16 protein-coding genes are annotated in these 16,551 nt (G+C 69.7%); 9 read left to right on the plus strand and 7 right to left on the minus strand.

Annotated features, from left to right (window positions below):
* The first annotated feature begins 47 nt into the window (after window positions 1-47).
* Both AB0B45_RS12615 and AB0B45_RS12620 read left to right on the plus strand, forming a co-directional pair.
* Window positions 48-782, plus strand: a complete 735-nt coding sequence (locus tag AB0B45_RS12615; RefSeq protein ID WP_358129091.1) for a glycosyltransferase family 2 protein — start codon at window positions 48-50, stop codon at window positions 780-782.
* The gene (locus tag AB0B45_RS12620) at window positions 767-1,705 is read left to right on the plus strand and encodes a ketopantoate reductase family protein (RefSeq protein ID WP_358129094.1); all 939 of its coding nucleotides are present in this window, start codon (window positions 767-769) and stop codon (window positions 1,703-1,705) included. The genes AB0B45_RS12615 and AB0B45_RS12620 overlap by 16 nt, the downstream gene beginning before the upstream one ends.
* Here the strand turns inward: AB0B45_RS12620 and AB0B45_RS12625 are convergent.
* Complete coding sequence (locus tag AB0B45_RS12625) at window positions 1,662-2,198, minus strand: DUF6886 family protein (protein WP_358129097.1); 537 nt, start codon at window positions 2,196-2,198, stop codon at window positions 1,662-1,664. The genes AB0B45_RS12620 and AB0B45_RS12625 overlap by 44 nt on opposite strands.
* Before the next feature lie 54 nt (window positions 2,199-2,252).
* Between AB0B45_RS12625 and AB0B45_RS12630 the strand changes: the two genes are divergently transcribed.
* On the plus strand, window positions 2,253-2,672 hold the full coding sequence (locus AB0B45_RS12630; protein WP_358129099.1) for a hypothetical protein: 420 nt from the start codon (window positions 2,253-2,255) through the stop codon (window positions 2,670-2,672).
* Here AB0B45_RS12630 and AB0B45_RS12635 read toward each other — a convergent pair.
* The gene (locus AB0B45_RS12635; RefSeq protein WP_358129102.1) at window positions 2,636-3,070 is read right to left on the minus strand and encodes a hypothetical protein; all 435 of its coding nucleotides are present in this window, start codon (window positions 3,068-3,070) and stop codon (window positions 2,636-2,638) included. The genes AB0B45_RS12630 and AB0B45_RS12635 overlap by 37 nt on opposite strands.
* Window positions 3,071-3,114: 44 nt before the next feature.
* Between AB0B45_RS12635 and AB0B45_RS12640 the strand changes: the two genes are divergently transcribed.
* Window positions 3,115-5,019: a nitrate- and nitrite sensing domain-containing protein gene (locus tag AB0B45_RS12640; RefSeq protein ID WP_358129105.1), complete on the plus strand. Its 1,905-nt coding sequence runs from the start codon at window positions 3,115-3,117 to the stop codon at window positions 5,017-5,019.
* Here the strand turns inward: AB0B45_RS12640 and AB0B45_RS12645 are convergent.
* Complete coding sequence (locus AB0B45_RS12645) at window positions 4,992-5,465, minus strand: NUDIX hydrolase (protein ID WP_358129108.1); 474 nt, start codon at window positions 5,463-5,465, stop codon at window positions 4,992-4,994. The genes AB0B45_RS12640 and AB0B45_RS12645 overlap by 28 nt on opposite strands.
* A gap of 146 nt (window positions 5,466-5,611) precedes the next feature.
* Here AB0B45_RS12645 and AB0B45_RS12650 point away from each other — a divergent pair, with 146 nt between their 5' ends.
* The gene (locus AB0B45_RS12650; protein WP_358129111.1) at window positions 5,612-6,865 is read left to right on the plus strand and encodes an MFS transporter; all 1,254 of its coding nucleotides are present in this window, start codon (window positions 5,612-5,614) and stop codon (window positions 6,863-6,865) included.
* Here AB0B45_RS12650 and AB0B45_RS12655 read toward each other — a convergent pair.
* Both AB0B45_RS12655 and AB0B45_RS12660 read right to left on the minus strand, forming a co-directional pair.
* Complete coding sequence (locus tag AB0B45_RS12655) at window positions 6,788-7,501, minus strand: MBL fold metallo-hydrolase (RefSeq protein ID WP_358129113.1); 714 nt, start codon at window positions 7,499-7,501, stop codon at window positions 6,788-6,790. The genes AB0B45_RS12650 and AB0B45_RS12655 overlap by 78 nt on opposite strands.
* Entirely contained in the window at window positions 7,491-7,637 is a 147-nt protein-coding gene (locus AB0B45_RS12660; RefSeq protein WP_358129116.1) for a hypothetical protein, read from the minus strand. The genes AB0B45_RS12655 and AB0B45_RS12660 overlap by 11 nt, the downstream gene beginning before the upstream one ends.
* 272 nt (window positions 7,638-7,909) lie before the next feature.
* On the opposite strand from AB0B45_RS12660, the gene rho reads away from it, so the two are divergent.
* Window positions 7,910-9,019 carry a transcription termination factor Rho gene (rho, locus tag AB0B45_RS12665; protein ID WP_358129118.1) on the plus strand — a complete coding sequence of 370 codons (1,110 nt, stop codon included), beginning with the start codon at window positions 7,910-7,912 and terminating at the stop codon, window positions 9,017-9,019.
* A gap of 4 nt (window positions 9,020-9,023) precedes the next feature.
* Here rho and AB0B45_RS12670 read toward each other — a convergent pair whose 3' ends face one another.
* On the minus strand, window positions 9,024-10,415 hold the full coding sequence (locus AB0B45_RS12670) for a hypothetical protein (protein WP_358129121.1): 1,392 nt from the start codon (window positions 10,413-10,415) through the stop codon (window positions 9,024-9,026).
* A gap of 155 nt (window positions 10,416-10,570) precedes the next feature.
* Between AB0B45_RS12670 and AB0B45_RS12675 the strand changes: the two genes are divergently transcribed.
* The 3 genes from AB0B45_RS12675 to AB0B45_RS12685 all read left to right on the plus strand — a co-directional run bounded on the left by AB0B45_RS12675 (window position 10,571) and on the right by AB0B45_RS12685 (window position 14,917).
* Window positions 10,571-11,434 carry a putative RNA methyltransferase gene (locus tag AB0B45_RS12675; RefSeq protein ID WP_358129124.1) on the plus strand — a complete coding sequence of 288 codons (864 nt, stop codon included), beginning with the start codon at window positions 10,571-10,573 and terminating at the stop codon, window positions 11,432-11,434.
* Window positions 11,435-11,554: 120 nt separating this feature from the next.
* Window positions 11,555-13,330 (plus strand): prolyl oligopeptidase family serine peptidase, encoded by a 1,776-nt coding sequence (locus AB0B45_RS12680; protein ID WP_358129127.1) that lies wholly within the window; start codon window positions 11,555-11,557, stop codon window positions 13,328-13,330.
* 84 nt (window positions 13,331-13,414) lie between these two features.
* Complete coding sequence (locus AB0B45_RS12685) at window positions 13,415-14,917, plus strand: APC family permease (protein WP_358129130.1); 1,503 nt, start codon at window positions 13,415-13,417, stop codon at window positions 14,915-14,917.
* Here AB0B45_RS12685 and AB0B45_RS12690 read toward each other — a convergent pair.
* Window positions 14,914-16,449: a GAF domain-containing SpoIIE family protein phosphatase gene (locus AB0B45_RS12690; protein ID WP_358129133.1), complete on the minus strand. Its 1,536-nt coding sequence runs from the start codon at window positions 16,447-16,449 to the stop codon at window positions 14,914-14,916. The two genes, AB0B45_RS12685 and AB0B45_RS12690, sit on opposite strands and share 4 nt — an antisense overlap.
* Window positions 16,450-16,551 lie beyond the last annotated feature (102 nt).

Below are 16,551 nucleotides of genomic sequence, written 5' to 3' on the forward strand. Positions count from 1 at the left end.
AAGAGGATGTCAAGCGAGTTGCAGGCGAGATCGTGGACCTTGGTTACATGAACAGCGCCCCCTTCGCCCCCAGCGTCAGTGTCGTGGTCCCCGCACTGAACGAAGCCGACAATCTGCCACACGTCTTCGCGACCCTGCCCACCTGGATCGACGAAGTGATCCTGGTTGACGGCAACTCCACCGACGAAACGGTGGCCGTAGCCCAGCGACTGCGCCCGGACCTGCGTGTGGTCACGCAGACCAGGCGCGGCAAGGGCAACGCGCTCACCGAGGGGTTCGCCGCCGCCAAGGGCGACATCATCGTCATGATCGACGCTGACGGCTCGACCGACGGCCGCGAGATAGGCCTGTTCGTCAAGGCGCTGATCGACGGCGCCGACTTCGCCAAGGGCTCCCGCTACATCGAGGGCGGCGGCTCGGACGACATCAGCCCGATCCGCTCGCTCGGCAACCGGGTGCTGACCTTCATCACCAACAGCATGTACGGCACCAGCTACACCGACCTGTGCTACGGCTACAACGCCTTCTGGGCCCGGCACCTGGACGCCATGGCGCTCGACTGCGACGGCTTCGAGATCGAGACGCAGATGAACGTCAGGGCCGCCAAGGCGGGGCTGGACATCCGCGAGGTGCCCAGCCACGAGCGGTCCAGGATTCACGGGGCGAGCAACCTGCACGCCGTCCGCGACGGATGGCGGGTGCTCAAGACCATCTGGCGCGAGCGGGGAAAAGGCGCCGCGGTTCTGAACGGTGACATGCTTGACCCATGCATTACGCAGTGATCGGAGCAGGGGCGGTCGGCGGGACCATCGGCGGTCGCCTCTTCCAGAGCGGGCACGACGTCACCTTGATCGCCCGGGGACGGCACTACGAGGCACTACGAGAGCAGGGCCTGCGCCTGGTCACCCCCGACTGCGACGAGCGGCTGAGCGTTCCCGTCGCCGAAGGGCCCGTGGACGCCGACGTCCTGGTGGTGGCCACCAAGTCACAGGACACGATCGCCGCACTGGAGTCGTGGCCCGGCGAGGCGCCCGTGGTGTGCGCCCAGAACGGCGTGGCGAACGAGCGGATGGTGCTGCGACGGTTCGAGCAGGTCTACGGCATGTGCGTCTACCTGCCCGCGCTGCACATGGAGCCCGGAGTGGTCGCCGCCTTCGGGTCGCCGCTCTCCGGTCAGCTCCACATCGGACGTTATCCACAGGGTGTGGACGAACTGTCCAGAACGATGGCCGACGATCTGTCCAAGAGCGCGTTCGGCGCGCTGGCCGTATCCGATGTCATGCGGTGGAAGTACGGCAAGCTGCTCGGCAACCTCGGCAACGCGGTGGAGGCGCTGTGCGGGCGCGACCCCGGCATCACCGAGCTCTTCGAGCAGGCCAGAGCGGAAGGCGTCGCGGTCCTCGCGGCCGCCGGCATCGAACACCAGCAGGGTGAGCCCATCGCGCTCATGCCCATCGAGGGAGTGGAGCGCGGGGGCGGCTCCTCCTGGCAGAGCCTCGCGAGGGGCACCGGCTCGATCGAGGCCGACTACCTCAACGGCGAGATCGTCCTGCTCGGTCGCCTGCACGGCGTGGCGACACCGGTCAACGAGGTGCTCCAGCGCGAGGCGGGAAGGGCCGCCCGCGAGCGGCGCGCACCCGGCTCCATGACGGTGGGCGAGCTCAGCTCGTTGATCGCCGAGCGTTCCTCAGCCGTATCCCGCTGAACTCCATCGTGCTGGCCGTGACCTGGTTCCAGAACGGCCAGAGGTTGTCCAGCACGCGCAGCTGGATGCCCGCCTCCTCATGCAGCTCGATCAGGTCGGGGACCGGCTCGGGCGGGCCGAGCGGCTCCACCGGCGCATCGGCGACCACCGCGTGCGGCGGCTCCCCGATCGGCACGAAGGCGGCGGCCGGCAGCCGGTAGGCGTACAACCGCACCTCCATCATCGCCTTGAGCCAGCCGTACTCGATGGCGTGCACGCGCTCGCCGCACGCCGCGCCCACGATGCGCTCGACGTCCCGCGCCAGCGTCCTCGGCCCCTTCCAGGCCATGGCGCGAGGACAGTGGCGCGGGAACCAGTAGTCAGGGCAGCGGTCCGCGCGCACCGCCCACACGTACGGCGTGCTCTGGCGCGACGTCTTCGCGACGTGGGGGACGAACCTCTTGATGGTCGGATCTTCGGAGAAGTGAAGCACCTGGCCCGTGTCTGGTCGCATGACTCCATCATTCAGGGGCAGAGGGGGGCCGTCCCTGAAGAGAGGTGAGCTCAATTGATCGTGTTGGGTCTGATCCTGGTCCTGATCGCAGCCGCGGCCATCTACCTGGTCGCGATGGAACCCGATACCACCTACACCATTTTCGGCTACACCTTCGAGCCGTCCCACCTGGAGATCTTCCTCGTGGGCGCGGCGACCGCCGGAGTCCTGCTCCTCGGCCTCTCGATGATCGGCTCGGGTTCGCGCCGATCGGTCCTGCACCGCCGCAAGCTGCGGGAGGCGCGGGTCCAGGCGAACGACCGGGTCGCCAGGCTGGAGGACGAGAAGCGGGCGCTGGAAAGGAAGCTGCACGACAACGACGGCAGGCCGCACGACGACGGCGTCGCCGCCACCCACGACACCCGTACGGTCCCCCGCCAGGCGCCGCACCCCGATGATCACCTGGTCGCGGGCCGCCGTGCGGACGAGCTCTGAACCAGCCTGCCCTCGCGCCACAACGCGAGGCCGGTGACCAGGGCGCCGAGCCCCTCCCACAACCCCACACCGAAGAACTCGGCGGGCGCGGCGCCCGTCACCACCAGGGTGGTGAACACCACGAACGTCACCAGCCTGAACGGGACGGTCCACCGGAAGAACGGCGTCCAGTCGGAGGCCGCGGCCAGCATGTAGTAGACGCCCATGTTGACCGCGGCCATCGACGAGGCGGCCATGTAGACCTTCGTGTAGTCACCGGGACCACGCGCCTCGACCACCTGGAACCCCAAGAGTCCGAGCAGGTCGTCCGGCCTGATCAACCCGAAAAGTCCCAGGGTGAAGGCCAGGAGACCGAAGACGGCGATCGTCCATCCAGCCACTGATCGGGGCAAGCGCACGGGAAACCTCCCAAAAGGGGTGTGATCTGCGAGACGATCTCACCATGAAAAGGCGCTTCACCCGCCCCGGTCGTCCCATCGCGCTCAAGCTGCTCGTCCTGCTGTCGGTCCCGCTGATCTCGCTGGTCGGGCTATGGGCGTTCGCGGCCGCGCTGACCGGTGGCGACGGGCTGCGCCTCCTGGAGATCAACAGCCTGGTCAAGAACCTGGCGGACCCGTCGGAGCAGATGAACATCCAGCTCCAGCGCGAACGGCTGGCCTCGGCCGGGTTCCTCTCCTCCGCCGCGCCGTACAGGGAGCTCATCAACCAGCGCAGCAGGACCGACACCGCCGTGGCCGCCTTCCGCCGGCGCGCGAGCCTGCAGGAGAACGTGTCACCGGAGATGGCCACCCAGCTCAAGGCGCTGAACGGCGTGCTGGAACGGATGCCCGAGCTCCGGAGAGGCGTCGACGCGCGCTCGATCGACACGATCCAGGTGATCACCACCTACAGCGACATCGTGGACGCCTCCTTCCGCATGTACGACCAGATGATCCTGGTGCCCGACATGGTCCTCTACCGGCTGGCCAGGTCCGTCACCATGCTCGGCGAGGCCAAGGAGCTCCTGTCCAGGGAGCGGGCGATGATCGTGCACGTGCTCGACGTCCGCAAGGTGGGCCCGGCGGACCGGGCGCTGTTCACCGAGATGTCGGCCACGCGCCGCCTCCTCTACTCCCAGGCCCTCACCCACCTCGACCCGGACGTCGCCGGCGCCTACCGGCAGCTGACCGGCTCCGCCGTCTACCGTGACTTCGTCGCGATCGAGGACGCCATCCGCGGCCAGGCCACCGCCAACGGACTGCCCGCCACGGCCAGCACCTGGCTGTCCCGCGGCGACGACCTGGCAGCGGCCGTCGAGCGCAACCAGTACGAGGCCGTGCAGGGACTGGTCGACCGGGTCAACCCGACCGCCACGAACATCCTGATCAAGATCGGCATCGCCGGCGGCGTCGGCCTGCTCGCCGTCGTCGCCTCCATCGTGCTCTCCCTGCGCTTCCGCGGCAGGCTGGTGCGCGAGCTCGCGGGCCTGCGCGACGCCGCGACCGACTTCGCCGAGGTACGCCTGGCGGGCGTCGTCGAGCACCTGCGCAAGGGCGGAGCCAAGCCCGAGGTCGAGCCGCTCGACACCGGAGCGCAGACCACCGAGGTGCGCGACATCGTCCACGCGTTCAACTCCGTCCAGTCCACGGCCGTCGAGGCGGCCGTCGACCAGGCGAAGCTGCGCGACGGCGTGCGCAAGGTCTTCGTCAGCCTGGCCAGGCGCAACCAGTCGCTGCTGCACCGCCAACTGCTCCAGCTGGACGGCATGGAACGGCGGGCCGAGGACCCCGCCATCCTCGACGACCTGTTCAAGCTCGACCACCTCACCACCCGCATGCGCAGGCACGCCGAGAGCCTGATCATCCTGTCGGACCAGACGCCGGGGCGCGGCTGGCGCAACCCGGTGCCCGTCATGGACGTGCTCAGAGCGGCCGTGGCCGAGGTCGAGGAGTACGCCAGGGTCGAGGTGGCGCAGCCGCCCCGCGTGGCGGTGACGGGCTCGGTCGTGACCGACGTCGTGCACCTGCTGGCCGAACTGGTCGAGAACGCCACCCTGTTCTCGCCGCCGCAGACCAGGGTGGACGTGCGGGCGCACAGCGTGCCGGAGGGGCTGCAGATCGACGTCGAGGACCGGGGGCTCGGGCTGCCGGAGGCCGAGCTGAGCCAGCTCAACGCCAGGCTCGCCGAGCCGCCCGAGTTCGACCTGGCCGAGAGCGACAGGCTCGGACTGTTCGTGGTGGCCAGGCTCGCGGCCAGGCGCGGGATCAAGGCGCGGCTGCAGCCCTCGCCGTACGGAGGGACCACGGCGGCGGTGACGCTGCCCGCGGCCCTCCTGACCGATCAGCCGGCGCTGACGGGAGGAAGGTAGCGGCTCCAGCCGCTGGCCCTGGCGGCGGCCGCGGCGGGCACCCGATCGCCCGCCCACGGCGGGAGCAGTTCCCTGGCCTCCTCCTCGGTGAAGAAGCCGTAGTCGTCGAGCTCCTCCGCCTGCAGGGAGATGGGGGTGTCGGCGGGGATCGTGCCGCAGTCGAAGAGGAAGTTGACCAGCGGGTGGGGGCGGGTGTCGAGCGGCCCCACCCACTGGACGACCAGCAGGTCGCCGACGGGCAACGTGATGCCGAGCTCCTCGACGATCTCGCGGGCGCAGGCCTGCGCCGGATGCTCGCCCTCGTCGACGTGGCCGCCCGCGAAACCCCAGTGGTCGCGGTAGTTGGGTTTGACCAGCAGCGCCCTGCCCTGCGGGTCGGTGATGTAGGCGCCCGCGCCCGCGAGCACCTTGTTCAACGACGCCCAGAACTCCGTGTCCACGCTCACGCGCTCAACCTACAGCGCCACCGCGCAGGGAACGCCCAACCCGGGCCCCGCCACGTGCGCCTTGGAGACCCTCACCCGGCACCCGATCCCGGCAGGACGGCGACCCGGTGATGGGAAGATCCTACAAAAAGATAGGATTTGTCCCCATGACAAGACGCGCGTTGATCTTTTGGCTCACGGGCGTCCTGGCCTACTTCGTCGCGGTCTTCCACCGCCAGTCCCTCGGTGTCGCCAGCCTGGAGGCCGCCGCCCGCCTCGACCTCGGCGCGTCGGGCCTCGCGACCCTCGCGATGCTCCAGCTCCTCGTCTACGCCGTCATGCAGATCCCCGTCGGCGTGCTGGTCGACAGGCTCGGCTCCAAGCGCATGCTGCTCATCGGGGCGCTCGTCATGTCGTGCGGCCAGGTCGTCTTCGCCTTCGCCGACGACCTGCTGCTCGGCCTGGCCGCGAGGACGCTGGTGGGCGCGGGCGACGCGATGACGTTCATCAGCGTGATCAGGCTGGTCAACCTCTCCTTCCCGGCCCGCCGCAACCCGGTGATGGTCCAGCTCACCGGACTCATCGGCCAGTTCGGCGCGATCGCGTCCACCGTGCCGATCATCGGCTCCCTCCACACGTACGGCTGGACGCCGACCTTCCTCGGCGCCGCGGGACTCGGCGTGCTGGCCACGATCCTCGTCGCCGCCGTCCTGCGCGACGGGCGCCCCTCGACCGGCCGGCCGGAGCCGGGGCTGAAGGCCGCGTGGATGCAGCCGGGCACGAGGCTCGGCATGTGGACCCATGCCGCCACCCAGTGCTCGGCGGCGGCGTTCCTGCTGCTGTGGGGCTACCCGTACCTGGTGCAAGGCCAGGGCCTCGCCCCCGCGACCGCGGGCGTGCTGCTGTCGACGCTGACCGCCGTCGGCATGCTGTGCGGCCCTGTCCTCGGCTACCTGGCGGGCCGCTTCCCGCTGCGCAGATCGTGGATGGTGCTGACCGTCACGGGCTCCACCGCGACCGCGTGGACGGCGGTGCTGCTGTGGCCGGGCGGGAGGGCGCCGCTGTGGCTGCTGGTGGTGCTGGTCGTCGTGCTCGCCACGAACGGCCCCGGATCGATGATCGGCTTCGACTACGCCAGGACGTTCAACCCCGCGGCCCGCATCGGCGCGGCCACCGGCATCGTGAACGGCGGCGGCTTCCTCGCCTCGATGTCGGTGATCGCGCTGATCGGCGTCACGATGGACCTGACCGGCGACTACCACTGGGCGATGGCCGTGCAGTACCCGGTCTGGCTGCTCGGCGTGGTGCAGGTGCTGAGGTACCGGGCCAAGGCCCGCAGGCTGCTAGCCCAGCTCGACGAAGGGCTCGGGGAAGTGGGAGGTGCCGAGCAGGCGGCCCTCCGCGCGCAGCCTGCCGACTAGGTCGAGCCGCGTCTTGGCCGCCAGGTCGGCGTCGCCGTCGTAGACGTAGCGGATCGTCGGGTCGGCCAGCTGCACGGGATGGTGCAGGACGTCGCCGATCATGGTGAAGCCACCGACCTCGACGGCCTGGTGTCCCGGCGTGTGGCCCGGCGTCAGCCGTACGACGACGCCGGGGGCGACCTCCGCGTCGCCGTCGACCACGTCCAGCAGCTCCCTGACGGGGTCGAGGACGGGCGTCGCCTCGATCTCGGCCCGCTGGACGACGTGGCGCGCGTTGGCGAACACCGGCAGGCCGTCGGCGATCGTGCCGCCGAAGTGGTCGCTGTGCAGGTGGGTGATGACGAGCGTGTCGACGTCGGCGGGCGCGAGCCCCGTGGCGGCCAGCTCGCTCAGAAGCGCGCCGGGGGCGGGGGCCCAGGTGGAGGTGGGCCCGATGCCGGTGTCGACCAGGGTCACGTGACCCCGGCGGTCCCGCAGGAGAAAGCAGTGGAAGTGGAGGATCCACTCGCCCTCGTCCACCTCCGCGCCGAGGAAGGTCTCGAGGAACGGCAGGCGGAGCGAGGGGCCCATCGGGCCGATGGCATCACACAACGGGGTGATCTCGACATCGGACACGATCCTTGACTTATGCGGCATCCGTCAAAGCTAGCTGGGGAACGTACTCGTTCTCCAGGTCGGCGGCGAACACGGCCCGGCGGCAGCGCGCGCAGCGGTACATGATGGGACCCTCGTCGAGGGTGGTGTGGCACGTCGGGCACTGGGTTTTCTGCATGACATCCCCCTTGGAGTACGCAACTCCATGAGAGCCTCCGCCGATTGCAGACGCCCTGCAGGCCGCTTGACAGATTGTGCTCCCGGAGATGGAAGCCGCGTGGGGGAAGCGGAATACAAATCTTGCGTAACGCGTTCTCCGTGATATCTTGCGATTCAGCGTTGAGCGTCTCAAGCTCCGCTGACTCCCACGAAGGGCCCGTGCTGAGGGCCCGTACCTCGTTTTCTTACTCACCGCCTGTTCCCCAGGCGTGCCCTCGAGAAGGGTTCATCATGTCTGTCCAGACCATCCCCCACCCCCGCACGAACGCACCCACCCGGCAGGTCACCGGCCTGCTGGAGGTGCGCGACAAGAACGCGTTCCTTCGCCCCTCCGGCTACCAGCACAGCCCCGATGACGTACGGCTGCCGCTGGACCGGATCAAACAGCTCGGCCTGCGCAGCGGCGACCATGTGACCGCCACCGTCGCGGGCTCCAAGCTGCTCTCCGTCGAGCAGGTGAACGGCCGCGCCCAATGGCGTGACCGGCCCCACTTCGCCGACCTGACCCCCATCCACCCACGCGAGCGCCTGTCCATCGAGACCGAGTCGCTGACCACCAGGGTCGTCGACCTGTTCGCGCCCATCGGCAAGGGACAGCGCGGCCTGATCGTCGCCCCGCCCAAGGCGGGCAAGACCATGGTCCTGCAGGCGCTGGCCGCGGCCATCTCACGCAACCACCCCGACGTGCACCTCATGGTCGTCCTGGTCGGCGAACGCCCCGAAGAGGTCACCGAGATGCGCCACACCATCGCGGGCGAGGTGGCCTACTCCACCTTCGACCGGCCCGACAAGGAGCACGCCGCGGTCGCCGAGCTGGCACTCGAACGCGCCAAGCGCCTCGTCGAGCAGGGACACGACGTCGTCCTGCTGCTCGACTCGCTCACCAGGCTCGGCCGCGCCTACAACAACCTCGCGCCCGCCGGCGGGCGCATCCTGTCGGGCGGCATCGACGCGGGGGCCATCTACCCGCCCAAGCGCTTCTTCGGCGCCGCCCGCAACGTCCAGGACGGCGGTTCGCTCACCATCCTCGCCACCGCGCTCGTCGAGACGGGCTCGCGCATGGACGACTCGTTCTTCGAGGAGTTCAAGGGGACGGGCAACATGGAGCTGCGCCTCAGCCGCTCCCTTGCCGAGCGCCGCCTGTTCCCCGCCGTCGATCTCGAGGCGTCCAGCACCCGTCGCGAGGAGATCCTCCTCCACCCGGACGAGCGGCAGGTGGTGTGGCGGCTGCGCCGCATGCTCGGCGGGCTGGACAAGCAGCAGGGCATGGAACTGCTGGTCGGCAGGCTCCGCGAGACCCCGTCGAACGCGGCCTTCCTCACCCTCGCCGAAAGCGCGTGACCGTTCACCGCGCCTTCACGTAGGTCACGGCGTCCTTCGAGCCTCCGGGAAAGACCATGATCAGCCACTCCTCCGAAGCCTGCGCCTCCTCCCGCTCGTAGTCCACGGGCAACTCCCGCTGATGGACCCGCACGCGATAGTCACCCGCCCCGCCCACGGCGAGATCCGGGAGCTTGTGTTCCCCGTCCGAGATCTCCAGCGATCCCGTCGTGCTCCGGTAGCCGATCTCGGCCACCGCCTTCCACCCCTCGGTCTCGACGGGTGGCCGCCTCCGGTACGACTCCCCTGTCACGCAGAGCAGGCCCATTTCGGTGAGCGTGGAGATGGCGAGATTGCCAGGCTTCGCGACCACCACGTCATCGAGGCTCAGCGACTCGCTCGCCAGTTCCTCGCCCTCGTCTTCGAAGGTCTCCAGCACGAACTCGGCCGACATGGGCACCCTGGCCTGCCGTACCGGCTTGGCCCTCGGCTGGTGGCGGGGCAGAGCGGCGCACTCGGCTTTGCGGCGTGCCTGCCAGGCCTCGATGTCGCGCTTCTGCCTTTCGGCCCGTTGGTCGTCGGCGCGCAACATCTCGGGACAGATGTGGCGAGTGGCGAACAGGACCACCGATCCGTCGTCCCCCACCATCTCTTCCTGGACCTCGGACGCCTCGGCGTCGCCGCCATGGCGTCTCGCCACCGCGCACAGGTGCCGTCCGTAGGCGAGCGCCTGAGCGTCGGGCATCGTCGTCCCGTCCAGACCCGCGATGTCGGGAGCGCGCGCCTCGCACAGGAACGCCCATTCCCGCGCCGAGTAACCGCTGGGCCCCGCTTTCTCGCACGCCCCCTCGTCCGGCACCGTCACTTTGCCCACCACCGCCGCGTCCGCCAGCGGCGTCAGCGCGACGACCAGCAGCAGGGGCACCGCGAGGAGGGCGCGTGGCAGGCGGGGCCTGCGCGGGTGTACGGCGAGCAGCATGCATACGGCGGCGGGAATCTGGAGCGCCTGCTGGCCCATCGTCCACCAGGCGCTCTGCCCGCCGCCCCACCGATCGAGGTAGCTCGGCGTGAGCTCCGGGTCCAGGGTGAACAGGGCGGGCCGCCACGCGGTGAGCACCAGCACGAACCCCGCGAGCACTCTGACCGTCCACCTGCCCAGTCGTTCTCTGTGCCACCGCACGCCCGCCGCCCACGCCAGCCGGCCCAAGAGCACGCAAGGGAGCAGGCCACACCCGAAGACGGGCACGTAGTCGACGGCATGCAGGAACCCGCCCGAAGGGTCTGCGTCCGTGCACATCACGAAACCGACGCCGCCCCAGCCGAAGGAGCCGGGGATGATCAGGAGGTGGACGGCGAGCGCGGCGGAAGCGGTGATTACAGCGCAGGTCCACAGCCTGATCGGTGATCGTCGGGGCACCGGGAGAGTGTAGGGGTCCGTTGGTCGCCCCGGCCACGCGCGCTCGGGGAGGCGTATCCCTGGACAGGCGCCGGCCACGTGCGGAGGGTGGCGCGGCCCCGATGCTTGCCGTACCGGATGAGGGGCGCGCGCTCGGGCAGCGCCATGATGGGGGGATGCTGGCTGACATCCTCGACCACCTCCGCTGCCCGGTCTGCCACGACGGGCTGCGGCTCGACGCGCAGGGCGTGCGGTGCGGGCGGGGGCACGCGTTCGACGTGGCCAGGCAGGGTTACGTGAGCCTGCTGACCGGGTCGCAGGCGCCGGGGACGGCCGACAGCCCCGCGATGGTGGCCGCCAGGGCGGACTTCCTGGCCGCGGGACACTACGCGCCGCTGGCCCGCGCGCTCGCCGAGACGATCGGCGCCGCGATCCCCCCGGCCGTGGAAAGCCCCGTGGTGGCGGACGCGGGGGCGGGCACGGGCTACTACGTCGGGGCGGTGCTCGACGCCGCGCCTGGCGCGACCGGCATCGCGTTCGACATCTCCAAGCACGCGGTGAAGCGGGCGGCGAGGGCGCACGAGCGCGTGGGAGCGTTCGTGGCGGACGTGTGGAAACCGCTGCCGGTCAAGGACGCCGTCGCCGACGTGGTGATGAACGTGTTCGCGCCGCGCAACGGAGTCGAGTTCGCCAGAATCATGCGACCGGGCGGCCACCTCATCGTGGTTACCCCGGCGGGCGACCATCTCAGCCCGCTGGTGCGAGAGTTGGGCCTGCTTTCGGTGGATGAGGCGAAGGAGCACCGGGTCGCCGAGAGTCTGAGAGGCTTCACGGAGACGGACAGGCGGGAGGTGAGGTTCGAGATGGCGCTGACGCGTGAAGATGTGGCCTTGGTGGTAGGCATGGGTCCGAGCGCGTGGCACAAGGACCAGGACCACCTCACCCACCAAATCCGGAAATTTCCGGAATGGACCCCAGCAATTGCCAGTTTTCGCCTGTCTATCTTCCAAGCAGCCGCTCAATCAAGGGCCATTCCTTGACGGGCCTCCGGGGCCCATGTTACTGATGGGGCATTTAGTCCGAAATTCCCTCACATTCCTCAGGTATTTCATCGACCCAGACGCAATACTGGACGGCAACTGAGGAGGGGGAGGCGGCGGATGAAGGCGGAGGAACGCTGGCAGGCCAGGTTCCGGGCGCCCAGCATGACGCTGCCCGTGTGGGCGCGCCAGGCCCCGAACCGCGCTCTCTACCGCTCGAACGCCTCGGGCGTATGGGAGATCTACGCCTGGGACCGCACGACCGGCCTCACCCGCCAGGTCACCAACCAGCCCCAGGGCACCGGCCACGCCGCCCTCGACCCCGCCGGCAACTGGATCTACTGGTTCGCCGGCACCGAGGCCGACGCCGTCGGCGTCTGGATGCGCCAGCGCTTCGTCGGCGGGGCCGACGAGGAGGTCGCCCCCGATCTGCCGCCCAGCGAGCCGGGCGGCATCGCGCTGTCCGCCACCGGCCTCGCGGCCGTCAGCCTGGCCCGCGCGGGCACGTTCACCACCCATCTCGTACGGCCCGGCGAATCCACCCACGTGCTCTACGAGCACTCCGAGGCCGCATGGGTCACCGACATGTCGCTCGACGGCGAGTTCATCGCCCTCAACCACAGCGAACACGGCGATTTCCGGCACCCCGCGCTCCGCGTGCTCACGCAGTGCGGCGACGTGGTCGGCGAGCTGCACGACGGCCCCGGCAAGGGGGTCATCGGCCTGCGCTTCGGCCCCGTCCCCGGCGACCGCCGCCTGCTGACCCTGCACGAACGCCGCCAGCGCCACGAGCCGCTGGTCTGGGACCCGAAGACCGGCGAGCAGCGCGAGATCTGGCTCAAGGACTCCGGCGAGCTGACCGCCGAGTGGTACGACGACGGCAGGGCCCTGCTGATCATCAGGGAAGACCGCGCCCGCACCTACCTCCACCGCTACGACCTCGCGGGCGGCGGCCTGACCCTGATCGACACGCCCCACGGCGTGATCGAGGAGGCCAGGCCGAGGCCGGGCGGCCACGTGGAGTACGCGTGGTCGAGCGCCTCACGCCCGCCGGTGATCAGGTCGAGCAGCGGCCACGTCGTGATGAACGCGATCGGCCCCGCCGCCCCGACCAGCGTCCCCGTGGAGGACATCGACGTCCCCGGCCCCGGCGGGCGCATCCACGCGCTGGTCTCCAGGCCCGAGACGGGCTCGGCGCCGTTCCCCACCGTCTTCCTCCTTCACAGCGGCCCGCACCTGCACGACTCCGACACCTTCTCCCCAGAGGTCGCCGCCTGGGTCGACGCGGGCTTCGCGGTCGTCCGCGTCAACTACCGCGGCTCGACGGGGTACGGCTCGGCCTGGCGCGACGCGCTGCACGGCGAGGTCGGCCACATCGAGCTGGCCGACGTGGCGGCCGTCAGGGAATGGGTGATCGGCCAGGGCATCGCCGACCAGGACAGGACCGTGCTGGCGGGCACCTCGTGGGGCGGCTTCCTCACGCTCCTCGGCCTCGGCGTCCAGCCCAAGCTGTGGGCGGCCGGCATCGCGGCGGCCCCCATCGCCTGCCACGTCACCGCCTACGAGGACCACGTCGAGGGCCTGCGCGCCTACCAGCGTTCGCTGCTCGGCGGCTCCCCCGACGAGCAGCCGGAACGCTACCGCGACAGCTCGCCGATCACCTACGTCGAGCAGGTCGAGCGGCCGCTGCTGATCCTCGCGGGGGTCGACGACTCGCGTTCGCCGCTGCGGCAGCTGGAGTCATACGTGAGCCGCCTGGCCGAGCTGGGACACGAGCACGAGGTCCATTACTACGACGCGGGCAGGGGCGCTCTGGTCGTCGCCGAACGAATCGATCAGATGGCGATAGTGCTGAATTTCATGCGTAAACATGGGATCACATCTGACATAGCGTAATAGGTTGGCCGGCCTTCCGGCTTGAATGTCGCCCTCGCCCACTGCCAGCATCGCGCCACTCCCCCAGCCGAAGGGCGCGAATCTGTGAGCACCACCACCGAAGCCTCTGGCGTCAGCCGCCTGAAAAAGGACGCCGTCGGTCTCGTCGGCGTCATCTTCATGGCCGTGGCCACCGCGGCCCCCATCACCGCCATGACCGGCAACGTCCCCATCGTCGTCGGGTTCGGCAACGGCCTGGGCGTCCCCGCGGGCTACCTGTTCGCCACCGCCGTACTCACGATCTTCTCGGTGGGCTACACGGCGATGTCGAAGCACATCACCGCGGCCGGCGCCTTCTACGGCTACATCTCCCACGGCCTCGGCCAGATCGTCGGCATGGTCTCGGGGCTGCTCGCCACCATGGCGTACGTCGTCTTCGAGGCCTCGATCATCGGCTTCTTCGCCTACTCGGCCAACGACACGTTCAAGTCCCTGGCGGGGGTGGACATCCACTGGCTGTGGTTCGCCTTCCTCGGCCTGGCGCTGAACCTGATCCTCACCTACTTCGACATCAACCTGACGGCCAAGGTCCTGGGCGTCTTCCTGATCACCGAGATCTTCATGCTCGGCCTGGTCGCGGTCGTCACGCTCCTCAACGGTGGCGGCCCCGACGGCCTCATGGCCTACACGCTCAATCCCGCCAACGCCTTCACGACCAGCGGACTCCAGGCGGGCGCGGTCGGCCTCGGCCTGTTCATGTGCTTCTGGTCGTGGGTCGGCTTCGAGTCGACCGCGATGTACGGCGAGGAGTCGCGCGAACCCAAGAAGATCATCCCGATCGCGACGCTGGTCTCGGTGGTCGGCATCGGCCTGTTCTACACGTTCGTCTCCTGGATGACGGTCGCGGCCAACGGCGTGAAGGCGCCCGAGATCGCCGCCAAGGAGTTCGCCGGGATCTTCTTCAACCCCACCGAGCAGCTGCTCGGCTCGTGGGCGGTCGGCCTGTTCAAGATCCTCATCCTGACCGGGTCGTTCGCCTGCTCGATGGCCTTCCACAACTGCGCCGCGCGCTACCTCTACGCGCTGGGCAGGGAGAACCTCATCCCCGGCACGGGCCGCACCCTCGGCGCCACTCACCCGAAGCACGGCTCGCCGCACATCGCCGGGTTCGTGCAGAGCGCCGTCTCCGTGGTGCTGGTCCTGGCCTTCTTCTTCGCGGGAATGGACCCGTACATCCACATCTACACGCTGCTGGCCGTGCTGGGCACGCTGGCGATCCTCATCGTGCAGACGCTGTGCTCGTTCTCGGTGATCGGCTACTTCCACGTCAAGAAGAAGCACCCCGAGACGGCCAGTGTGTGGCGCACGCTGATCGCCCCGCTGGTCGGCGGGCTCGCCATGGCGTACGTGGTGCTGCTGCTGTTCCAGAACCAGGAGGCGGCGGCGGGCGACGCGTCCAAGAGCGCGTTCTTCACCGCGATCCCGTGGATCGTGCTGGGCCTGGCCGTCCTCGGGGCCGCGACCGCCCTCTACCTGAAGGCCCGCAGCCCCGAGAAGTACGAGCTCATCGGCAGGATCGTGCTGGAGGACACGGTCGAGCGCGACTAACGGGCGCGCAAGACGAGGATCGCCAGGTCGTCGGCGCTCGGCTCGGGCGCGAAGTCGGCCGCTCCCCTGCGGATGCGTTCGGCGACGGCCCTGGCCGACAGGCCCGCGCACTCGGCCAGCAGCTTGGCCAGGCCGCCGTCGTCGTCGAGCAGCCGCCCGCCGCTGCGCCGCTCGGTGACGCCGTCGGTCACCGCCAGCAGCACGTCGCCGTGGTCGAGGTGGATGGTGTCCGCCTCGAACACCACCTCGGGGAAGACGCCGAGCAGAGACTGCGGGGTGGTGACCGACTCGACGACGCCGCTCGGTTTGAGCCGCAGCGCCTCGGGGTGCCCGGCGGAGACCAGCCGCACTTCGAGGCCGCTCTCGACGGGGGTGATGTCGCCGTGGAGCAGCGTGAGGAACCTGGCGCGCTCGCCCTCCTCGAGAATGGCCTGGTTGAGTCGGCCGAGGACGGCGGCCACGCCGTACCCCTCCCTGGCCAGCAGGCGCAGGGTGTGGCGGGCCAGGCCGGTGACCGCGGCGGCCTCGGGACCCGTGCCGCAGACGTCGCCGATCGCGAACCGCCACGACTCGTCGCCCGCCTTGAACAGGTCGTAGAAGTCGCCGCCGACCTCGTTGGCCTCGCCCGCGGGCTCGTAGACGACGCCGTAGTCGAGCCCAGGCACCTCCGGCTCGTTCGGCGGGAGCAGGCTGCGCTGCAGCGCCCTGTTGGCGGCGGCCTGCTGGGCGTACAGGCGGGCGTTGTCCATGGCCAGCGCGGCACGCCGCGCGATGTCCTCGGAGAACTGGATGCTCTCGTCGGTGAACCGGTCGGGGCGGCCCAGGCACATCACGCCCAGCGAGCGCCCGCGCGCGATCAGCGGTACGGCCAGCACCTGCGAGTCGGCCAGCTGGAGGCTCGCCGAGGTGTTGTCGGGTACGTGGAGATCGGTCAGCTGCTCGCGGAGGCCGTCGATGCGCGCCTCGTCGGCGTGCCACAGGTAGGCCAGGCGGCGCGGCCCCGACCCCGTGTCGGAGGTGTAGACGGCGCACCATGCCGACAGCCTGGGCACGACGATCTGCGCGATGATCGCCGGCACCATGTCGGGATCGAGCGTGCCCGCCAGAAGGTCGCTGGCGTCGGCGAGGAAGCCGAGCCAGCGAGGGCCCCTGGAGTTCTCCTCCATCCATTCGGCTGCCACTCTGTCCGCTGAGCCAGGTAGCGTGAGCCTTGCCCAATGGACACGGGAATCGCCCGCAAAGGTGATCCCCCATTCCTCGACATCCACGGAGGGACCCTTCGGGTCCCCGTTGGGAGCGCTCCGCTGCCTGAACTCCACCCGCACGGCGTTGCCGTAGTGCTTCCAGACGATCTCGAAAGGGGCCTCGGCGACCTGCGCGGCCAGCTCTTCCGCCAGCTGTTCCGCCGCAGGCAGCACCGAGGAGGCGGCCCAGGCGGTCATCACCTCACGGGTGAACCTTCTCGCAGAGGGGACAGCGGTCTCGCCTGGCGCGAATGTGGCCGCCAGCACCGCGCGGGAAGAAGCAGTCATCGTTCCGTGCCTACCACACTTCCCATTGACTTGGGGTAAATCCAAGGACAGGACTACGAGCTACTCATCGTGACAGACTTGCATCACTCACGGCGGTACCCC

Origin of the sequence: Nonomuraea sp. NPDC049152, from assembly GCF_040648355.1 — a bacterium.
Lineage (GTDB): Bacteria > Actinomycetota > Actinomycetes > Streptosporangiales > Streptosporangiaceae > Nonomuraea.